At 70.1% G+C, this 16,278-nt stretch carries 16 protein-coding genes and 1 pseudogene; 11 read left to right on the forward strand and 6 right to left on the reverse strand.

Translation table 11 applies throughout. From position 1 onward, the window contains the following. Positions 1-20 precede the first annotated feature (20 nt). From AB0E98_RS21705 to AB0E98_RS21720, 4 genes and pseudogenes are all read left to right on the forward strand, one after another. A complete protein-coding gene (locus AB0E98_RS21705; RefSeq protein ID WP_361704992.1) occupies positions 21-2,657 on the forward strand; it encodes a DUF6185 family protein in 2,637 nt (878 codons plus the stop codon). Between the two features lie 56 nt (positions 2,658-2,713). Beyond that, positions 2,714-2,878 (forward strand): annotated as a pseudogene (locus AB0E98_RS21710) (Uma2 family endonuclease); the annotation flags it as partial. Positions 2,879-2,981: 103 nt separating this feature from the next. Then, positions 2,982-3,251: a type II toxin-antitoxin system Phd/YefM family antitoxin gene (locus AB0E98_RS21715; RefSeq protein WP_361704995.1), complete on the forward strand. Its 270-nt coding sequence runs from the start codon at positions 2,982-2,984 to the stop codon at positions 3,249-3,251. Next, on the forward strand, positions 3,244-3,507 hold the full coding sequence (locus tag AB0E98_RS21720) for a type II toxin-antitoxin system RelE/ParE family toxin (protein ID WP_361704997.1): 264 nt from the start codon (positions 3,244-3,246) through the stop codon (positions 3,505-3,507). The genes AB0E98_RS21715 and AB0E98_RS21720 overlap by 8 nt, the downstream gene beginning before the upstream one ends. A 134-nt stretch (positions 3,508-3,641) precedes the next feature. On the opposite strand, the gene ychF is transcribed toward AB0E98_RS21720, so the two are convergent. Beyond that, on the reverse strand, positions 3,642-4,730 hold the full coding sequence (gene ychF / locus AB0E98_RS21725; RefSeq protein WP_361704999.1) for a redox-regulated ATPase YchF: 1,089 nt from the start codon (positions 4,728-4,730) through the stop codon (positions 3,642-3,644). A gap of 185 nt (positions 4,731-4,915) precedes the next feature. Here ychF and AB0E98_RS21730 point away from each other — a divergent pair, with 185 nt between their 5' ends. Continuing rightward, positions 4,916-5,515, forward strand: coding sequence for a DUF6542 domain-containing protein (locus tag AB0E98_RS21730; protein WP_311616063.1), 600 nt, complete (start codon positions 4,916-4,918; stop codon positions 5,513-5,515). Here AB0E98_RS21730 and ppgK read toward each other — a convergent pair. After that, complete coding sequence (ppgK, locus tag AB0E98_RS21735) at positions 5,412-6,176, reverse strand: polyphosphate--glucose phosphotransferase (RefSeq protein ID WP_361705002.1); 765 nt, start codon at positions 6,174-6,176, stop codon at positions 5,412-5,414. The genes AB0E98_RS21730 and ppgK overlap by 104 nt on opposite strands. Before the next feature lie 30 nt (positions 6,177-6,206). Continuing rightward, on the reverse strand, positions 6,207-7,187 hold the full coding sequence (locus AB0E98_RS21740; RefSeq protein WP_361705004.1) for a 4-hydroxy-3-methylbut-2-enyl diphosphate reductase: 981 nt from the start codon (positions 7,185-7,187) through the stop codon (positions 6,207-6,209). 76 nt (positions 7,188-7,263) lie between these two features. Between AB0E98_RS21740 and AB0E98_RS21745 the strand changes: the two genes are divergently transcribed. The 4 genes from AB0E98_RS21745 to AB0E98_RS21760 all read left to right on the forward strand — a co-directional run bounded on the left by AB0E98_RS21745 (position 7,264) and on the right by AB0E98_RS21760 (position 11,174). Next, on the forward strand, positions 7,264-8,634 hold the full coding sequence (locus AB0E98_RS21745; protein ID WP_361705006.1) for an APC family permease: 1,371 nt from the start codon (positions 7,264-7,266) through the stop codon (positions 8,632-8,634). Positions 8,635-8,937: 303 nt separating this feature from the next. Beyond that, complete coding sequence (gene xseA, locus AB0E98_RS21750) at positions 8,938-10,173, forward strand: exodeoxyribonuclease VII large subunit (RefSeq protein ID WP_361705008.1); 1,236 nt, start codon at positions 8,938-8,940, stop codon at positions 10,171-10,173. Between the two features lie 10 nt (positions 10,174-10,183). After that, entirely contained in the window at positions 10,184-10,453 is a 270-nt protein-coding gene (locus AB0E98_RS21755) for an exodeoxyribonuclease VII small subunit (protein ID WP_361705009.1), read from the forward strand. A 130-nt stretch (positions 10,454-10,583) separates the two neighbouring features. Next, on the forward strand, positions 10,584-11,174 hold the full coding sequence (locus tag AB0E98_RS21760) for a malonic semialdehyde reductase (protein WP_361705012.1): 591 nt from the start codon (positions 10,584-10,586) through the stop codon (positions 11,172-11,174). A 68-nt stretch (positions 11,175-11,242) separates the two neighbouring features. On the opposite strand, the gene AB0E98_RS21765 is transcribed toward AB0E98_RS21760, so the two are convergent. Continuing rightward, positions 11,243-11,779 carry a DUF4245 domain-containing protein gene (locus AB0E98_RS21765; protein WP_361705013.1) on the reverse strand — a complete coding sequence of 179 codons (537 nt, stop codon included), beginning with the start codon at positions 11,777-11,779 and terminating at the stop codon, positions 11,243-11,245. A gap of 217 nt (positions 11,780-11,996) precedes the next feature. Here AB0E98_RS21765 and glpX point away from each other — a divergent pair, with 217 nt between their 5' ends. Further along, complete coding sequence (glpX, locus tag AB0E98_RS21770) at positions 11,997-13,028, forward strand: class II fructose-bisphosphatase (protein ID WP_311613896.1); 1,032 nt, start codon at positions 11,997-11,999, stop codon at positions 13,026-13,028. An 87-nt stretch (positions 13,029-13,115) separates the two neighbouring features. On the opposite strand, the gene AB0E98_RS21775 is transcribed toward glpX, so the two are convergent. After that, positions 13,116-13,472 carry a WhiB family transcriptional regulator gene (locus AB0E98_RS21775; protein ID WP_126915815.1) on the reverse strand — a complete coding sequence of 119 codons (357 nt, stop codon included), beginning with the start codon at positions 13,470-13,472 and terminating at the stop codon, positions 13,116-13,118. A 222-nt stretch (positions 13,473-13,694) separates the two neighbouring features. After that, positions 13,695-14,357 (reverse strand): DUF1707 domain-containing protein, encoded by a 663-nt coding sequence (locus tag AB0E98_RS21780; RefSeq protein ID WP_361705291.1) that lies wholly within the window; start codon positions 14,355-14,357, stop codon positions 13,695-13,697. Between the two features lie 210 nt (positions 14,358-14,567). Here AB0E98_RS21780 and AB0E98_RS21785 point away from each other — a divergent pair, with 210 nt between their 5' ends. After that, on the forward strand, positions 14,568-16,232 hold the full coding sequence (locus AB0E98_RS21785; protein ID WP_361705015.1) for a fumarate hydratase: 1,665 nt from the start codon (positions 14,568-14,570) through the stop codon (positions 16,230-16,232). Positions 16,233-16,278 lie beyond the last annotated feature (46 nt).

A 16,278-nucleotide genomic window follows, 5' to 3' on the forward strand; every position in this document is an offset into this window, starting at 1 on the left:
CCACTTACGGTGATCTTGCGATGCTCCCGGTCATCACTGCCGAAACGGCCCGCCCGAGGTGGCGGTGGGCCGTACTCGCCGTCGCGGCCTTCGCGTGGTGGGCGGCGCAACCGGCGCAGATGCAGGCACAGGCACAGGCCACCGAAGCGACCGGCTGCCCGGCCATCCGGCAGCCCGAGAACGTCGGTCTTCATTACAGGCTCACCTTCGACCAGCACCACATCGGCTTCGTCGAAGTGCGGCAGGTGACGAGCATCGACATCCCGGCACGTCAGTGGGCCCTCGCGAACGACCTGACGCTCAGCACGAACAGCCCCAAGTACCGGAACGCCATGCGCTGCCTCCTGCGCGAGAAGAGGAATCCGGCGGCGAAGTTCGCCGAGTGGCATCCGGAGTGGCGCGCCGTTTCCGAGGCGACCGAGCAGAAGGACGTGGTCGCGGTGCGGTACGAGTCATGGAACCTGATCGACAGCGCCGGCGAGTTCGAAGTGGGTCCCTGGACGATCGACGCCAAACCGGACCAGGACTGGAAAGCCGCCCTCCACTCACCGGACGCCCTGCGCGGAGCCACCCGGAAGACGGTCGAGATCGACCCGGGCGGCCTGGAGATCAACGACGCTCCCGGAGCGCGGAGCGCGAACGAGGCCAGCCGGGTATGGACCACACCCAAGCCGGACACCGAGGCCTCGATCGTGCCACCACGGAAAGTCGCCCAGGTACTGAGCCGCCGCGATCCCTGGATCGCGTATCTGGGCGTCACTTCCTGGTGGGTCTTCGGCTCGGCCTTGATCGCCCTGTCGGCATGGCCCTTCAAGAAGAGCACCGACAGCGACAAAGCAGCCGCCGGCCGCACCGCGAAGGCCGCTGCCAAGACTCTGGCCAACACGGCTCTGCAGTGGGCCGGGCTGAGTGCGGCCCTTGCCCTGACGTTGGTTCTGCTGCTCCAGCTCTACCCCACCACAAGCCGTTGGCGAGCCTTCACCGGAATCTCATCGGGACTTGCTCTCGTCCTCCTCGCACGACCATGGCTTCCCCTCGTGAAGCGCTCCGACGACAGCAAGAAGGAGCTGACGAGACACACGGTGGTCGTCGTCGCCTGCACAGCCGCGGCGATCGGCCTGCTGGTGATCGTGTCTCCGCAGCTCTTCGCCCTCTCGTGGAATCTCACGCCGACAGCCCCGCCTTCGCTCCTGGGGATCGCCGGGTTGGCCCTGCTGGAAATGTCCATGGTGTGGCTGTGGTTTACCGCGATGGCCGCATGGGGCTGGCGTTTCGCACGGGAAGGAAAGCTCGGCGGTTCCTCGGCCGGAAAGGGGCGGAACGCACCCGGCCATCACCTCCGCCGTGTCACGGCGACCGGGGCCGCACTCGCCGTGGTCGCGGCCCTGGTGGTGACCTGCCACGTACTGTCATTCGAATCCAGATGGAGACGTGCCGACTGGCTTGGGGAAGCCGATTCACTCTTCGGCAATGACCACATGGGCATCTTGGGACAGCAGCTGGCGAATTTCCCGTCCTTCGGCCCCAGCCCCCTGTGGGCGTACAGCCACACATCGGTGCTGACGGGAATCGCGCTCGTCGCGTTGCTCCATCTCAGCCACCGGGCCGGTTCCGGAGTCACGTCCCTCGGACCGAAGGGATGGGATCTTCTGCTGGTGGCCGCCATCTTCGCCGTCGTCGCATTGCGAGTGCCCCAGTTCGCGGGAAGCGCGGGGAAACTGTACGGCCTCTGGCTGCCTCTGAACATGCTCGCGCTCTACGCTCTGGTGAAGGCAGGGCGTAGATGGTCGGTGCTGGGCCGAGTGGACCGAAAGGCAGGGACCCATAAGGCGAAGAAACAGCTCGCGACGGACCAGGAGAGTCACGTCGCAGCGGAGCTGGGCACCGCGGCCGGGCACCGGCGACTGATGGGCAAAGCCCGCCGCTGCCGTGATCTGCTCCACCGGCTGCATCTCGTCGATCACGGGCATGCGCAGGAAACCACAAGACGAACACTGGAGAATCAGCTCGGCAAATTGCACCACTGGCAGCCGGCCACATGCAGCCGCGACTGCCTGCCGGACCCCGTGTCCGTGGTCGACGTCGCCCTCAGCTGGGGACCACACCGGCGCTGGTGGCGCAACGCCCTCAATGCCGCGCGCTGGGCCGCCGTCTTCGGCGTCCTCCCGAGCATGGTCACCGTCTGGTACGAGAACGCCTACGACCCCGGTCACTGGGCGCTGATGCTCGACTCGGCCACGGGTGTTCCGGATGTGGTCTGGAGGTTCCTGGCACAGGAGATCTCCTTCGCCGGCGCGGGGCTGGTCCTGGGGGCCTTGTGGCGCGTACTGCCCGGAGAGCGCGGCCCGATGCGGGCTCTGAGCCTGTTCATCGCCTGGCTCATCCCCATCTGCGTGGTCGCCGCCTTCAGCCGCGGCATCGATCGCAAGACGCTGGGCCTGTCCCTCCTCAGCGTCGTCCTGATGCTCATGGTGCTGACCCTGACGAGCATGTGGATGGACACCGACACGTTCAGCCGTGAACGGCCCTACTGGACGAAGCGCCTCGGCCTGCTGGCGTCGATCTACCAGGTGCACGGCCTCTCCGGACAGATCGCCTTCCTGATCATGCAGCTGGCGACCGCGGCGACGATCTGGCGGCAGATCACCGCCGCATAGCGACAAGGGGCCGCCCCCGGCCTCGTCGAGTCGCTACCGTGAAGCCATGACCGCACTCGCCCCAGCGGTCCTGGCACGGCCGCCTCGTCACTTCGCTCACCACCACACTCATGGCGATCGCGCCCGCCGGTTTCGAGATCGAACGGGAAATGACGATCCGTCTTGACCAGCGCAACCGGCCGGAGCCGGATCTGCTCATGACGACCGCTCCTTATGAACCTGGACGTGGCCATCCAGCACCCATCCAGCACGGTGCGGGTTCATCCAGCACATCCAGCACCACGGGAGTGGTGTACACATGGCACACTCGGTACGCTTGAGCGCATGACGCAGCCGTTGCCCATAGAGTCCATCCGCGACGTGCGCGCCCACCTGGCGGAAGTCGTGGAGCGTGCGGACCGCGACGACGTGCCCACGGTCATCACGCGCCGAGGCAAGGAGGTCGCTGCTGTCGTCTCCATCGAGGTGCTGCGCAAGTACCAGGAGTGGGAAGAGCGCGAGATCAACCGGATCATCGACGAGCGCATGGCCAACCCAGCCCCCGGCATCCCGATCGAGGACGTCATGAAGGAGACGCTGGCGCGCGGTGAGTGAGTACCGAACCGTCGTCCGCCCTGAGGCGCAAGCCGAGCTTCGGAAGATCCCTCGCGACATGGCGCTGCGCATCCTGGCCAAGCTGACCGAGCTGGAAACCGACCCTCTCGGCCTCAACACCACCGCACTCGTGTCCCAGCCCGAGCGACGCCGTCTGCGAGTCGGCGACTACCGCGTCGTCTACACGATCGACAACGGAGAGCTGGTGGTCTGGGTCGTTCACGTGGGACACCGGTCCACTGTCTACGAGACCTGATTTCCGCTGACCCCACGTCAGAATATCCAGCACCCATCCAGCACGGTGACGACGAAGGGGTCGGACTCGATAGAGCCCGACCCCTTCTGACCTGCACATTTGCCACGTCATCGACGTGGTGTTATTTCATCCGCTCAGACGTTGAAGCGGAACTCCACGACGTCGCCGTCCGCCATCACATACTCCTTGCCCTCCATGCGGGCCTTGCCGGCGGCGCGGGCCTCGGCGACGGAGCCGGTGGCGACGAGGTCCGCGAAGGAGATGACCTCGGCCTTGATGAAGCCCTTCTGGAAGTCGGTGTGGATGACACCGGCCGCCTCGGGGGCCGTGGCGCCCTTCTTGATGGTCCAGGCGCGGGATTCCTTGGGGCCGGCCGTCAGATAGGTCTGGAGGCCGAGGGTGTCGAAGCCGACGCGGGCCAGCGTGGCCAGGCCCGGCTCCTCGGCGCCGACGGACTGGAGGAGCTCCATGGCGTCCTCCTCGTCCAGCTCGGCGAGGTCCGCCTCCAGCTTGGCGTTGAGGAAGATGGCCTCGGCCGGGGCGACCAGGGCGCGCTGCTCGTCCTTGAAGGCCTCGTCGGTCAGCTCGTCCTCGTCGACGTTGAAGACGTAGAGGAACGGCTTCGTGGTCAGGAGGTGGAGATCGTGGAGGATCTCCGCCTTCTCGGAGCCCTGGACGATGCCGGCGGAGAACAGCGTCTCGCCCTTCTCCAGGATCTCCTTGACCTCCTCGACGGCCGCGACCTTCGGGGCGACGTCCTTCTTGATCCGCGACTCCCTCTGGAGGCGCGGCAGGACCTTCTCGATGGTCTGGAGGTCGGCGAGGATCAGCTCGGTGTTGATGGTCTCGATGTCGTCCTTCGGCGAGACCTTGCCGTCGACGTGGACGACGTTCTCGTCCTTGAAGGCGCGGATGACCTGGCAGATCGCGTCCGACTCGCGGATGTTCGCCAGGAACTTGTTGCCCAGGCCCTCGCCCTCCGAGGCGCCGCGCACGATGCCGGCGATGTCGACGAAGTCGACGGTGGCGGGGAGGATCTTCTGGGAGCCGAAGATCTCCGCGAGCTTGGTGAGGCGCGCATCCGGGACGCCGACGACGCCCACGTTGGGCTCGATGGTGGCGAACGGGTAGTTGGCCGCCAGTACGTCGTTCTTGGTCAGGGCGTTGAACAGGGTCGACTTGCCGACATTCGGCAGACCGACGATTCCGATCGTGAGCGACACGTGACGACTTCCCGTTGTTCCCGTAGTGAAGGCTTCCGCGCCCCGTGACGCGACCGATCCACCAGTCTACGGGTCCGTGCCGCGAACCCGCCCCGGACGGAGGATTCCTCGAACACACGCCCAAGGTGGCGCAAACGGCGTGTCCAACGCGGGATTCCCCGGGGCCGCCTGCCTAGTTTGGTCACGTGGAGCAACCGAGCACGCGCATCCCCCAGGGCAAGGTCCGCCGCGGCTCCCCCGTGCCCCGGCCCGCCGCGCCCCCCGGCCAGCGGCGGGGCGCCACCGCGCGGGGGCCCGCCGCCGGGCGCTCCCCCTCCGCGCTGGACCGCCTGCCGGCCGCCCGGCTGACCGGGCTCGGCAGTGGCCTGCTCACGGCGCTGGGGATGCTCACCATCGGCGGGCTGGACGCGCTGGTGGGCGGCTCGCCCCGGATCTACGGCGTGTTCTTCCTGCTCGGCAGCGCGGCCTGCGCGCTGTGGGTACGCCCGGCGGAGCTGATGACCGCGCCCGTCAGCGTGCCCATCGCCTTCGCGGTGGGGGCGCTGCCGCTGAGCGACGGCACGGGGGGCCTCGGCGGCCGGGTGATGAGCCTGGTGACCCTGCTGTCCCTGAACGCGGCCTGGCTCTACTCCGGCACCCTGCTGGCCGCGCTGATCGCGCTCGTCCGCCGGGTCTTCCTGGTCAGGCTGCGGCAGCGGGAACGGCTCCGGCAGCGGCAGCGGCCATCGCGGCCCCCACGATCCCCGCGTTGTTCTGGAGCTGAGCGGGCACGACCTCGGCGCTGACGCCCTCCAGCAGCGGCAGGAACTTCTCCGCCTTGCGGCTGACACCGCCGCCGATCACGAACAGCTCGGGCGAGAAGAGCATTTCCACATGGGCGAGATAGCGGCTCACCCGCTTGGCCCAGCGGCTCCAGCTGAGGTCCTCTTCCTCCTTGACCCGCGTGGACGCCCGCGTCTCCGCGTCGTGCCCCTGCAGCTCCAGATGCCCGAGCTCGGTATTGGGCACCAGGCTCCCGCCGGTGAAGACCGCGCTGCCGATGCCCGTGCCGAAGGTCAGCACGATCACCGTGCCCGTACGCCCCCGGCCCGCGCCGTGGGCCATCTCCGCGAGCCCGGCGGCGTCGGCGTCGTTGAGCACGGTCACGGGCGCGCCGACGCGCTCGCCGAGCAGGCCGGCGGCGTCCTGGCCGATCCAGCTCTTGTCGACGTTCGCGGCCGTACGGGTCGTCCCCGCGGCCACCACGCCGGGAAAGGTCACGCCGACCGGCCCGACCGACAGCCCGAAGTGGCGGACCACCTCCCGGACGCGGTCGGCGACGGCGTCCGGCGTGGACGGCTTCGGCGTGAGCACTTTGAAGCGCTCTTCCGAGAGCTCACCGCGCGCCAGGTCCACCGGTGCGCCCTTGATGCCCGATCCGCCGATGTCCACGCCGAATACGTCCATGCCCAGCAGCGTAGGCGTGGACGGGGTGGTTCACCCCTCGACGGCCGCCTTGGCCTCGGCCCGCAGGTCGCGGCGGAGCTCCTTGGGGAGGGAGAAGGTGATGGACTCCTCGGCGGCCTTCACGGTCTCGACGTCCTCGAAGCCGCGCTGGGCGAGCCACTCCAGCACACCCTCGACGAGGATCTCGGGAACGGAGGCACCGGAGGTGAGCCCCACCGTGCTCACGCCCTCCAGCCAGGCCTCGTCGATCTCCTCGGCGTAATCCACCAGATGCGCGTCCCGCGCGCCGGCGCCGAGGGCGACCTCGACCAGCCGCACGGAGTTCGAGGAGTTCTTGGACCCCACCACGATCACCAGGTCCGCCTCGGCGCCCATCTGCTTGACGGCGATCTGGCGGTTCTGCGTGGCGTAGCAGATGTCGTCGCTGGGCGGCGACAGCAGATTCGGGAACCGGCCCTTGAGGGCGTCCACCGTCTCCATGGTCTCGTCGACCGAAAGCGTGGTCTGCGACAGCCACACGACCTTGTCGGCGTCGCGCACCTCGACATTGGCCACGTCCTCGGGCCCGTCGACGAGCGTGATGTGATCCGGCGCCTCACCGCTGGTCCCGATGACCTCCTCGTGGCCCTCGTGACCGATGAGGAGGATGTCGTAGTCCTCCTTGGCGTACCGGATGGCCTCCTTGTGGACCTTGGTCACCAGGGGGCACGTGGCGTCGATGGTGGCGAGCTTGCCGCGCTCGGCCTCCTCGTGGACCACGGGGGCGACGCCGTGCGCGGAGAAGATGACGATGTTGCCCTCGGGCACCTCGACCGTCTCGTCGACGAAGATCGCACCCTTCTTCTCCAGGGTCTTCACCACGTACTTGTTGTGCACGATCTCGTGCCGCACATAGACCGGGGCGCCGTACTGCTCCAGCGCCTTCTCGACGGCGATCACGGCACGGTCCACGCCCGCGCAGTAGCCACGGGGGGCGGCGAGCAGAACCTTGCGGGCGGGGGTAGCTGTCATGCGGTCCATCGTAAGGGCCCGCCCCCACCGGCGTGGCCCGGCCGCCGCCCGGTCGGGGCGCCCGAATACTGACCCCATGGCCACCCCTCCCCCCTTCGCCGACGAGGGCACGCTCCACCGCACCCTCACCTTCCGCGACCTCGTGGTCTACGGCCTGCTGTTCATCGCCCCCATGGCACCGGTGGGCGTCTTCGGCACGCTGTCGGCGAAGTCTCACGGGGCGGTGGCGCTGGTCTACGTCGTGGCGACGGTCGCGATGGCCTTCACGGCCCACTCGTACGCGGTCATGGTGCGCGTCGCCCCGCAGGCGGGCTCGGTCTACACGTACGCGCGCGTGGGGCTCGGCGAGGGCCCGGGGTTCATCGCGGGCTGGATGGCGATGCTGGACTACCTGCTGGTCCCGGCGGTCGCCTATCTCTTCTCGGGCATCGCGATGCACGCCCTGGTCCCATCCGTGCCCGCCTGGATATGGACGGCGATCGCGGTGGCCGTGACGACGGCCCTGAACCTGTGGGGGGTCAGGGCGGCGGCGGCCGTGGGCTTCGTCGTCCTGGCGATGGAGCTGGCGGTGCTGGCGGTCTTCGTGGTCACGGCGGTCATCGCCCTGACCCAGGACGGCCCCCGCCGGGGCTGGCTGACCCCCTTCACCGGCGAGGGCGGGTTCGACGCGGGGGCGGTGCTGTCGGCGGTGTCGGTGGCGGTCCTGTCGTACCTGGGCTTCGACGCGATCGCCTCCTTCGCGGAGGAGGCGGCGGGCGGTTCGCCGAAGGTGGCACGGGCGGTCATCACCTGTCTGGTCGTGGCGGGCACCCTCTTCGTCCTCCAGGGCTATCTGGCGGCCCTGCTCGCGCCCCTCTCCCCGGCGGAACTGGCGGCACGGCCGGCGCGCCAGGGCGCGGCGTTCTACGCCACGGTCGACGCGGCGACGGGCCTGTGGCTGCACCACCTGGTGGCGGCGAGCAAGGCGGTCGGCGCGGCCTTCGCCGCGCTGGCGGGCCAGGCGGCGGCGGGCCGCCTCCTCTTCGCGATGGCCCGCGACCGCCGCCTCCCGGGCCGCCTGGCGAAGGTCGACCGCGGCTCCGGCGTGCCCCGGCTCGCCGTCCTCGGCGCGGCGTCGGTGACGCTGCTCGCGGCGGTGTGGGCGGCCCGGCGGGCGGACGGGCTGGACCGGCTGGTTTCGGTGGTGGACGTGGGGGCGCTCGTGGCGTTCGGCTTGCTGCACGTTTCCGTAATGGGGTGGTCCGTACGGGACTCGGGACGCGTCGCCCTGGCCCGGCACCTCGTGGTGCCCCTGCTGGGGCTGGTCGTCGTGATCGCGGTGATCGTGACGGCGGCGACCGCCGCGCAGCTGGTGGGGGCGGTTTGGCTGGGGGTGGGCCTGCTGGTCCTGGCCGGCCAGGGGGCGGGGCGGGGACGGGGTGGGGTGGACGGGCCCTTACGGGGCTGACCTCTTCGCGGTGCCTGGTACTGCGGTGCTGGTTACCCGGAATTTGGCACCAGCGGCGAAGAGCTCTTCACGCCCCTACCAGGGCCCATCCACCCCACCCCGCCCCCTCACGTCACCACCCGGGGGTGCCCCTCAACGCGCGCCCCTTAGCCGCGGAATCCGTTCCGGGCAATCGGGCGGGCAGGTGGGCGAAACCGCGCCGAAGGCGCAAGCACCCCCACCGGCGGGCAGCCGAACGCGCCCGGGGGCAACCGGAACCGGGCGGGACGCCCCCTGTCACCCCCCACCGCTACGCTCGACCGCATGGCCGCCCAAACGTCCCCCGACGCACCCATCCCCGTCGGGGAGGTCTCCCGCCTCATCGGCGGGTGGATCGACCGGCTCGGCGCCGTCTGGGTCGAAGGACAGATCACCCAGCTCTCCCGCCGCCCCGGCGCCGGCGTCGTGTTCCTGACCCTCCGCGACCCCTCCCACGACGTCTCCCTCTCCGTCACCTGCTACCGCGCCGTCTTCGACCGCGTCGCCGACGTCGTCTCCGAGGGCGCCCGCGTCGTCGTGCACGCCAAGCCCGAGTGGTACGCCCCCCGCGGCCAGCTCTCGCTCCGCGCCGCCGAGATCCGCCCGGTGGGCGTGGGCGAACTGCTGGCCCGCCTCGAACAGCTGAAGAAATCCCTCGCCGCCGAAGGCCTCTTCGCCGCCGAGCGCAAGCGCGCGCTCCCCTTCCTCCCCCAGCTCATCGGTCTCGTCTGCGGCCGAGCCTCCGCCGCCGAGCGCGACGTGCTGGAGAACGCCCGCCACCGCTGGCCGGCCGTCCGCTTCGAGGTGCGCAACGTCCCCGTCCAGGGCGTGCACGCCGTGCCGAGCGTCATCGAGGCCGTCCAGGAGCTGGACGCCCACCCCGACGTGGACGTGATCGTCGTGGCGCGCGGCGGCGGCAGCGTCGAGGACCTCCTCCCCTTCTCGGACGAACAGCTCGTCCGCACCGTGGCCGCCTGCCGCACCCCCGTCGTGTCGGCGATCGGCCACGAGCCGGACACCCCGCTCCTCGACCTGGTGGCCGACCTGCGCGCGTCGACGCCCACGGACGCGGCGAAGCGGGTCGTCCCGGACGTGGGCGAGGAGCTCACCCGCGTCCGGCACCTCCGCGACCGCGCGCTGCGCTGCGTCGAGTCGCTGCTGGACCGCGAGGAGCGGGGCCTGGCGGCCGCGCGGGCGCGGCCCTGCATGGAGCACCCGCACCGCATGGTGGACGAGCGGGCGGAGCAGATCGACGCGCTCGCCGCGCGCGGCCGCCGCACGCTGGGCCATCTGCTGGACCGCGCGGCGTCGGAGCTGACGCACACCCACGCGCGCGTGGTGGCCCTGTCCCCGGCGGCGACGCTGCGCCGCGGCTACGCGGTGCTCCAGCACGAGGACGGCCGGGTCGTGCGCACGGCGGAGGAGGTCGGGCCGGAGGAGGAGCTGCGGGCGCGGGTCGCGGAGGGCGAGTTCGCGGTACGGCCCGTGGCACCGGCGCCCGCTGTCACACCGCCCGCCTAGGCTGTGGGCCATGGCGACGACAACGGACGCAACGGACGCGGGCGCGACGGACGCGCTGGGCTACGAGCAGGCGCGGGACGAGCTGATCGACGTGGTGCGCCGGCTGGAGGCGGGCGGCACGACGCTGGAGGAGTCGCTGGCCCTGTGGGAGCGGGGCGAGGCGCTGGCGAAGGTCTGCCGACGCTGGCTGGAGGGCGCCAGGGCGCGCCTGGACGCGGCCCTGGCGGAGGAAGAGACCGGGGAAGCGGCGACGACCACGAAGCCCCCGGCCGAGGACTGACCGCCCACCGCACAACCCTCTCGGATCTGTGAGCCGGCTCTCACCAGCCCTCGATTTAGTTGAACCTTCACCCATCTAGTTGTAGATTCAACTTCGCCAGCCCGCACTACCCCCGAGAAGGTGCACCCCCATGACTCTCGCCCTCGACGCCGCCGCCCAGGACCTGCTCTTCCGCGAGGCCCACACGGCCAACACCTTCACCGACGAGCCCGTCACGGACGAGCAGATCCAGGCCGTCTACGACCTGATCAAGCTCGCCCCCACCGCGTTCAACCAGTCGCCGCTGCGCATCGTGCTGGTCCGCTCGGAGGAGGCCCGCGCCCGCCTCGTGCCGCTGATGGCCGAGGGCAACCAGCCCAAGACGGCCGCCGCCCCGCTGGTCGCGATCCTCGCCGCGGACAACGAGTTCCACGAGGAGCTGCCCACGCTGTTCCCGGCCTTCCCGCAGGCCAAGGACGTGTTCTTCAGCGAGCGCCCGGTCCGTGAGCAGTCGGCCGCGATGAACGCCGCCCTCCAGGCCGCGTACTTCATCCTCGGCATCCGCGCCGCCGGCCTGGCCGCCGGCCCGATGACCGGCCTCGACTTCGCCGCTGTCCAGAAGGAGTTCCTGGACGGCGACCACACCCCGCTGATGGTCGTCAACATCGGCACGCCGGGCGAGGGCGCCTCCTACCCGCGCTCGCCGCGCCTGTCCTTCGAGCAGGCCGTCACGACGGTCTGACGTCGACGCGACGCCGAACGCGACAGCCGCGGCCCGAGGGCCGCGGCTGTCGCGTTCGCCACATTCGGCTAACCCTTGGCGGGAGCCTTGAGCGCCGCCGCCATCTCCTTCAGCCCCGCCGCGCCCGCGGTCCCCGTGACCACGGTCGTCACCCCGGACTCCCGGCGCACGAGCGCGTCGTACTTCGGCCCCTCGTAGCGCTGCCAGACGCTGTCGCCGATCTTCTCCGTGGCGTGGGTCTTCTCCGCGCGCTGGCTCACGTTGTCGATGAAGGGGCCCGCCGGGGCGTCGCTCTGCTCGACCGCCACGTACTGCTTCCGCGGGTCGAGGAAGCCCAGGTGCCAGGCCGAGCCGTCCTTGTCGCCCGCCTTGTACGACACGGACGTCGCGCGCCAGCCGGCGCCGAGCCCCTCGGGGGCGGCCACCGCGTACGGCGCGTCACGCCGGGCGGTGACCAGCTCCACCCGGTAGTCGACCGTCCGGACGGGGTCCTTGTTCTCGTCGTGGGGGATGAAGAGATAGCTGAATCCCGCCACGGGAACCACGACCGCCATCGAGAGCAGCATGTTCCGAGTCGTCTGCGTCTTGCCGTTCCTACCTGCCACGCCCCCATCGTCCTACATGCCACGATGGATCTTGACGGCGACCTGGACGCCCACCGGAAACACCACCCCTGACGCCACCCCTAACGCCGCTCATGCGTGGGGGCCTCTGCTCAATCTGGCAGTCAGCAGATAAAGTCATCATCACCCTCACCCTCCTGACCCAATCGGGGTAAGGAGGGGCCCTACGGCCGCCGCCGTACAGAAAGGTGCGCATCCGATGTCCGATCACCATCTGCCGTCCCAGCTCGAGGTCAGCCCGGAAGCCCCGGACCGCAACCTCGCGCTGGAGCTCGTCCGGGTCACCGAGGCGGGTGCCATGGCCTCGGGCCGCTGGGTGGGCCGCGGTGACAAGAACGGCGCGGACGGCGCCGCCGTACGCGCCATGCGCTCGCTGATCGGCACCGTCTCCATGAACGGTGTCGTCGTCATCGGCGAGGGCGAGAAGGACAACGCCCCGATGCTCTACAACGGCGAGCGCGTGGGCGACGGGACCGGCGCCGAGTGCGACGTCGCCGTGGACCCCGTGGACGGCACCACCCTCACCGCCAAGGGCATGGCCAACGCCGTCTCCGTGATGGCCGTCGCCGAGCGCGGCACCATGTTCGACCCGTCCGCGGTCTTCTACATGGACAAGCTCGTCACCGGCCCGGAGGCCGCCGACTTCGTCGACATCGACGCCCCGGTCGCCGTGAACATCCGCCGGATCGCCAAGGCGAAGCGCTCCGCCGTCGAGGACGTCACCGTCGTCGTCCTGGACCGCCCCCGGCACGAGGGCCTGGTCAAGGAGATCCGCGAGGCGGGCGCCCGGATCAAGTTCATCTCCGACGGCGACGTGGCCGGCGCGATCATGGCCGCGCGCGAGAACACCGGCATCGACCTGCTGCTGGGCGTCGGTGGCACGCCGGAGGGCATCATCGCGGCCTGTGCGATGAAGTGCCTCGGCGGCACCATCCAGGCCAAGCTGTGGCCCAAGGACGACGAGGAGCGCGAGCGCGCCCTCGCCGCCGGCCACGACCTGGACCGCGTCCTCCACACCGACGACCTGGTCAGCGGCGAGAACGTGTTCTTCGTCGCCACCGGCATCACCGACGGCGAGCTGCTGCGCGGCGTCCGTTACCGCGCCGAGACGGCGACGACGCAGTCGCTGGTCATGCGCTCCAAGTCGGGCACGATCCGCCTGATCGACTCCGAGCACCGGCTCTCGAAGCTGCGCGCCTACAGCTCGGTCGACTTCGAGCGCCCCAGCTGACGGTCCCTCCCCGTCCGGCAGCCGCACAACGGGCCGGGCCCCGCCTCCAGTGGGCGGGGCCCGGCCCGTTGTGGCGAGAGGGGCGGGCTAGCCCGCCGCCGCGACGCGCGTGGCGCGCTGGAGCTCGGCCTCACGACGCCGGCGGCGGGCCAGCACGACCCGGCGCTCGGCGGCGGTGAGACCGCCCCACACCCCATAAGGCTCCGGCTGGAGCAGCGCGTGCTCCCGGCACTCCACCATGACCGGGCAACGGGCGCATACGCGTTTGGCGGCCTCTTCACGGGAAAGGCGGGCGGCCGTCGGCTCCTTTGATGGTGCGAAGAAAAGCCCGGCCTCATCCCGGCGGCACACCGCCTCCGAATGCCAGGGGCCGGCCTGTTCCCTGGCGGAAATCCGCTGGGACGGAACGGCGGCTTCCTGCAAGGGCTGATGCGGTAGCAGCACGGTCTACTCCTGACGACGGCTTTGCTTGGCCGATTGAGTCACCTTTGCCCGCCTCGACGCGCACGGCCATTCGCACCCGCAGCCGTACGAGAGACGATGCACCAAGCTTTACCCGCTGTGCGCGAGCTTATTCACACCGTTGCCATGACCGGAATGACGTACGGACGCCGCCGGGCTCGGCGGAGCGCCCGTACCGGAGGTCACCCCGAGATCACCCCGAGGTCACCCCAAGGACTTCCGGAGGTTCTTCAGCCGCTTTCCGCGCTTGGTCTTCGCCTCGACACCGCCGAAGATCGCCACGCCGGTGACCACGACGACCGGGGCGTCCGCGTCCGGGGACTCCGACGTCCTCACATCGAAGGCACCGAAGACCCCGGTGCCGGTGCCGCGCACGGAGACGTTCTCCGGGACCTTGATCTCGACACCGCTGAAGACACAGTTGACGTTGATGACGATCTCCCGCTGCTCGAAGACCGCCTCGGTCAGGTCGATCTCCACCCCGCCGAACAGCGCGAAGACGTTGGTGCGCGGGCGGGGGCGCCAGGACCCCTTGCGGGTGGCGCCGGCGAAGACGGCGACCAGGCTGTCCGCCTCGCCCACGGCGGGGCGCACGGAGGCGTCGTACGGGCGCGTGGGCGCGGGGGCCGCGGTGTGCCGCGCGCCGACGGGCAGATCGCGCACCAGCGGCTCCAGATCGCCGATCGTCTTCGCCTCGTACGCCGCGCCGACCCGCTCGGCGTGCTCCTCGGCCGTGAGCCGGCCCTCGGCCAGCGCCTCACGGAGGATCTCGGCGATACGGTCACGGTCGGCGTCGGAGGCGCGCAGCGCGGCGGGCGGCGCGCCCTCGGGGCCGGCCCCGGGGCCGTTCCCGGCGCTCTTGCTCAGCGACACCCGGTTCTCGGGGGAAGACTCGTCCACGGACAGCAGGGTAAGGCAGACGCGATAGATCGCGACAGTGGTGCGCGGCGGCACCCACTCACGACGAACTGAGCCTTACCTCACAAACTCACCGCGCCGTCCGCCCCCTACCCTGAGAATTGCGCTGTCGACGACGCCAGCCACCGTTTTCCGCAGAGTGAGTGAGGAATCTCCGCGATGTCTGCCGGCCCCGAGTTCGCCTACACCGACCTCCTGCCCCTGGGCGAGGACAACACGCCGTACCGTCTGGTCACCGCCGAGGGCGTGTCGACCTTCGAGGCCGACGGCCGTACGTTCCTGAAGGTCGAGCCGGAGGCGCTGCGCAAGCTCGCCGCCGAGGCCATGCACGACATCTCGCACTATCTGCGCCCGGCCCACCTGGCTCAGCTGCGCAAGATCCTCGACGACCCCGAGGCCTCCCCGAACGACCGCTTCGTCGCCCTGGACCTGCTGAAGAACGCGAACATCGCGGCCGCGGGCGTCCTCCCGATGTGCCAGGACACCGGCACCGCGATCGTCATGGGCAAGCGCGGCCAGAACGTCCTCACCGAGGGCGGCGACGAGGAGGCCCTCTCGCGCGGCATCTTCGACGCCTACACCAAGCTCAATCTGCGCTACTCGCAGATGGCCCCGGTGACGATGTGGGACGAGAAGAACACCGGCTCCAACCTGCCCGCGCAGATCGAGCTCTACGCGACCGACGGCGGCGCCTACAAGTTCCTCTTCATGGCCAAGGGCGGCGGCTCGGCCAACAAGTCCTTCCTCTTCCAGGAGACGAAGGCCGTGCTCAACGAGGCGAGCATGATGAAGTTCCTGGAGGAGAAGATCCGCTCGCTCGGCACGGCCGCCTGCCCGCCGTACCACCTGGCGATCGTCGTCGGCGGCACGTCGGCCGAGTACGCGCTGAAGACCGCGAAGTACGCCTCCGCGCACTACCTCGACGAGCTGCCGGAGGAGGGCTCCCCGCTGGGCCACGGCTTCCGTGACAAGGAGCTGGAGGAGAAGGTCTTCGAGCTGACGCAGAAGATCGGCATCGGCGCGCAGTTCGGCGGCAAGTACTTCTGCCACGACGTCCGCGTCGTCCGCCTCCCGCGCCACGGCGCGTCCTGCCCGGTGGCCATCGCGGTCTCCTGCTCCGCCGACCGCCAGGCCGTCGCGAAGATCACCGCCGAGGGCGTCTTCCTGGAGCAGCTGGAGACGGACCCGGCGCGCTTCCTGCCGGAGACCACGGACGAGCACCTCGACGCGGACAGCGACGTCGTCAAGGTCGACCTCAACCGCCCGATGGACGAGATCCTCGCCGAGCTCACCAAGTACCCGGTGAAGACCCGTCTGTCGCTGACCGGCCCGCTGGTCGTCGCGCGTGACATCGCCCACGCGAAGATCAAGGAGCGGCTGGACGCGGGCGAGGAGATGCCGCAGTACCTCAAGGACCACCCGGTCTACTACGCGGGCCCCGCCAAGACCCCCGAGGGCTACGCCTCCGGCTCCTTCGGCCCGACCACCGCCGGCCGCATGGACTCCTACGTCGAGCAGTTCCAGGCGGCGGGCGGCTCCATGGTCATGCTCGCCAAGGGCAACCGCAGCAAGCAGGTCACCGACGCGTGCGGCACGCACGGCGGCTTCTACCTCGGCTCGATCGGCGGCCCGGCGGCGCGGCTGGCGCAGGACTGCATCAAGAAGGTCGAGGTCGTCGAGTACGAGGAGCTCGGCATGGAGGCGGTCTGGAAGATCGAGGTGGAGGATTTCCCGGCGTTCATCGTCGTCGACGACAAGGGCAACGACTTCTTCGTCGACCCGAGCCCGGCGCCGACGTTCACGTCGATTCCCGTCCGCAAGTAACCCCGTCGTCCTCGAACGCCGGACGGGCTGATTTCAGCCCGTCCGG

Origin of the sequence: Streptomyces sp. NPDC037389, from assembly GCF_040636475.1 — a bacterium.
GTDB classification, from domain to species: domain Bacteria; phylum Actinomycetota; class Actinomycetes; order Streptomycetales; family Streptomycetaceae; genus Streptomyces; species Streptomyces hesseae.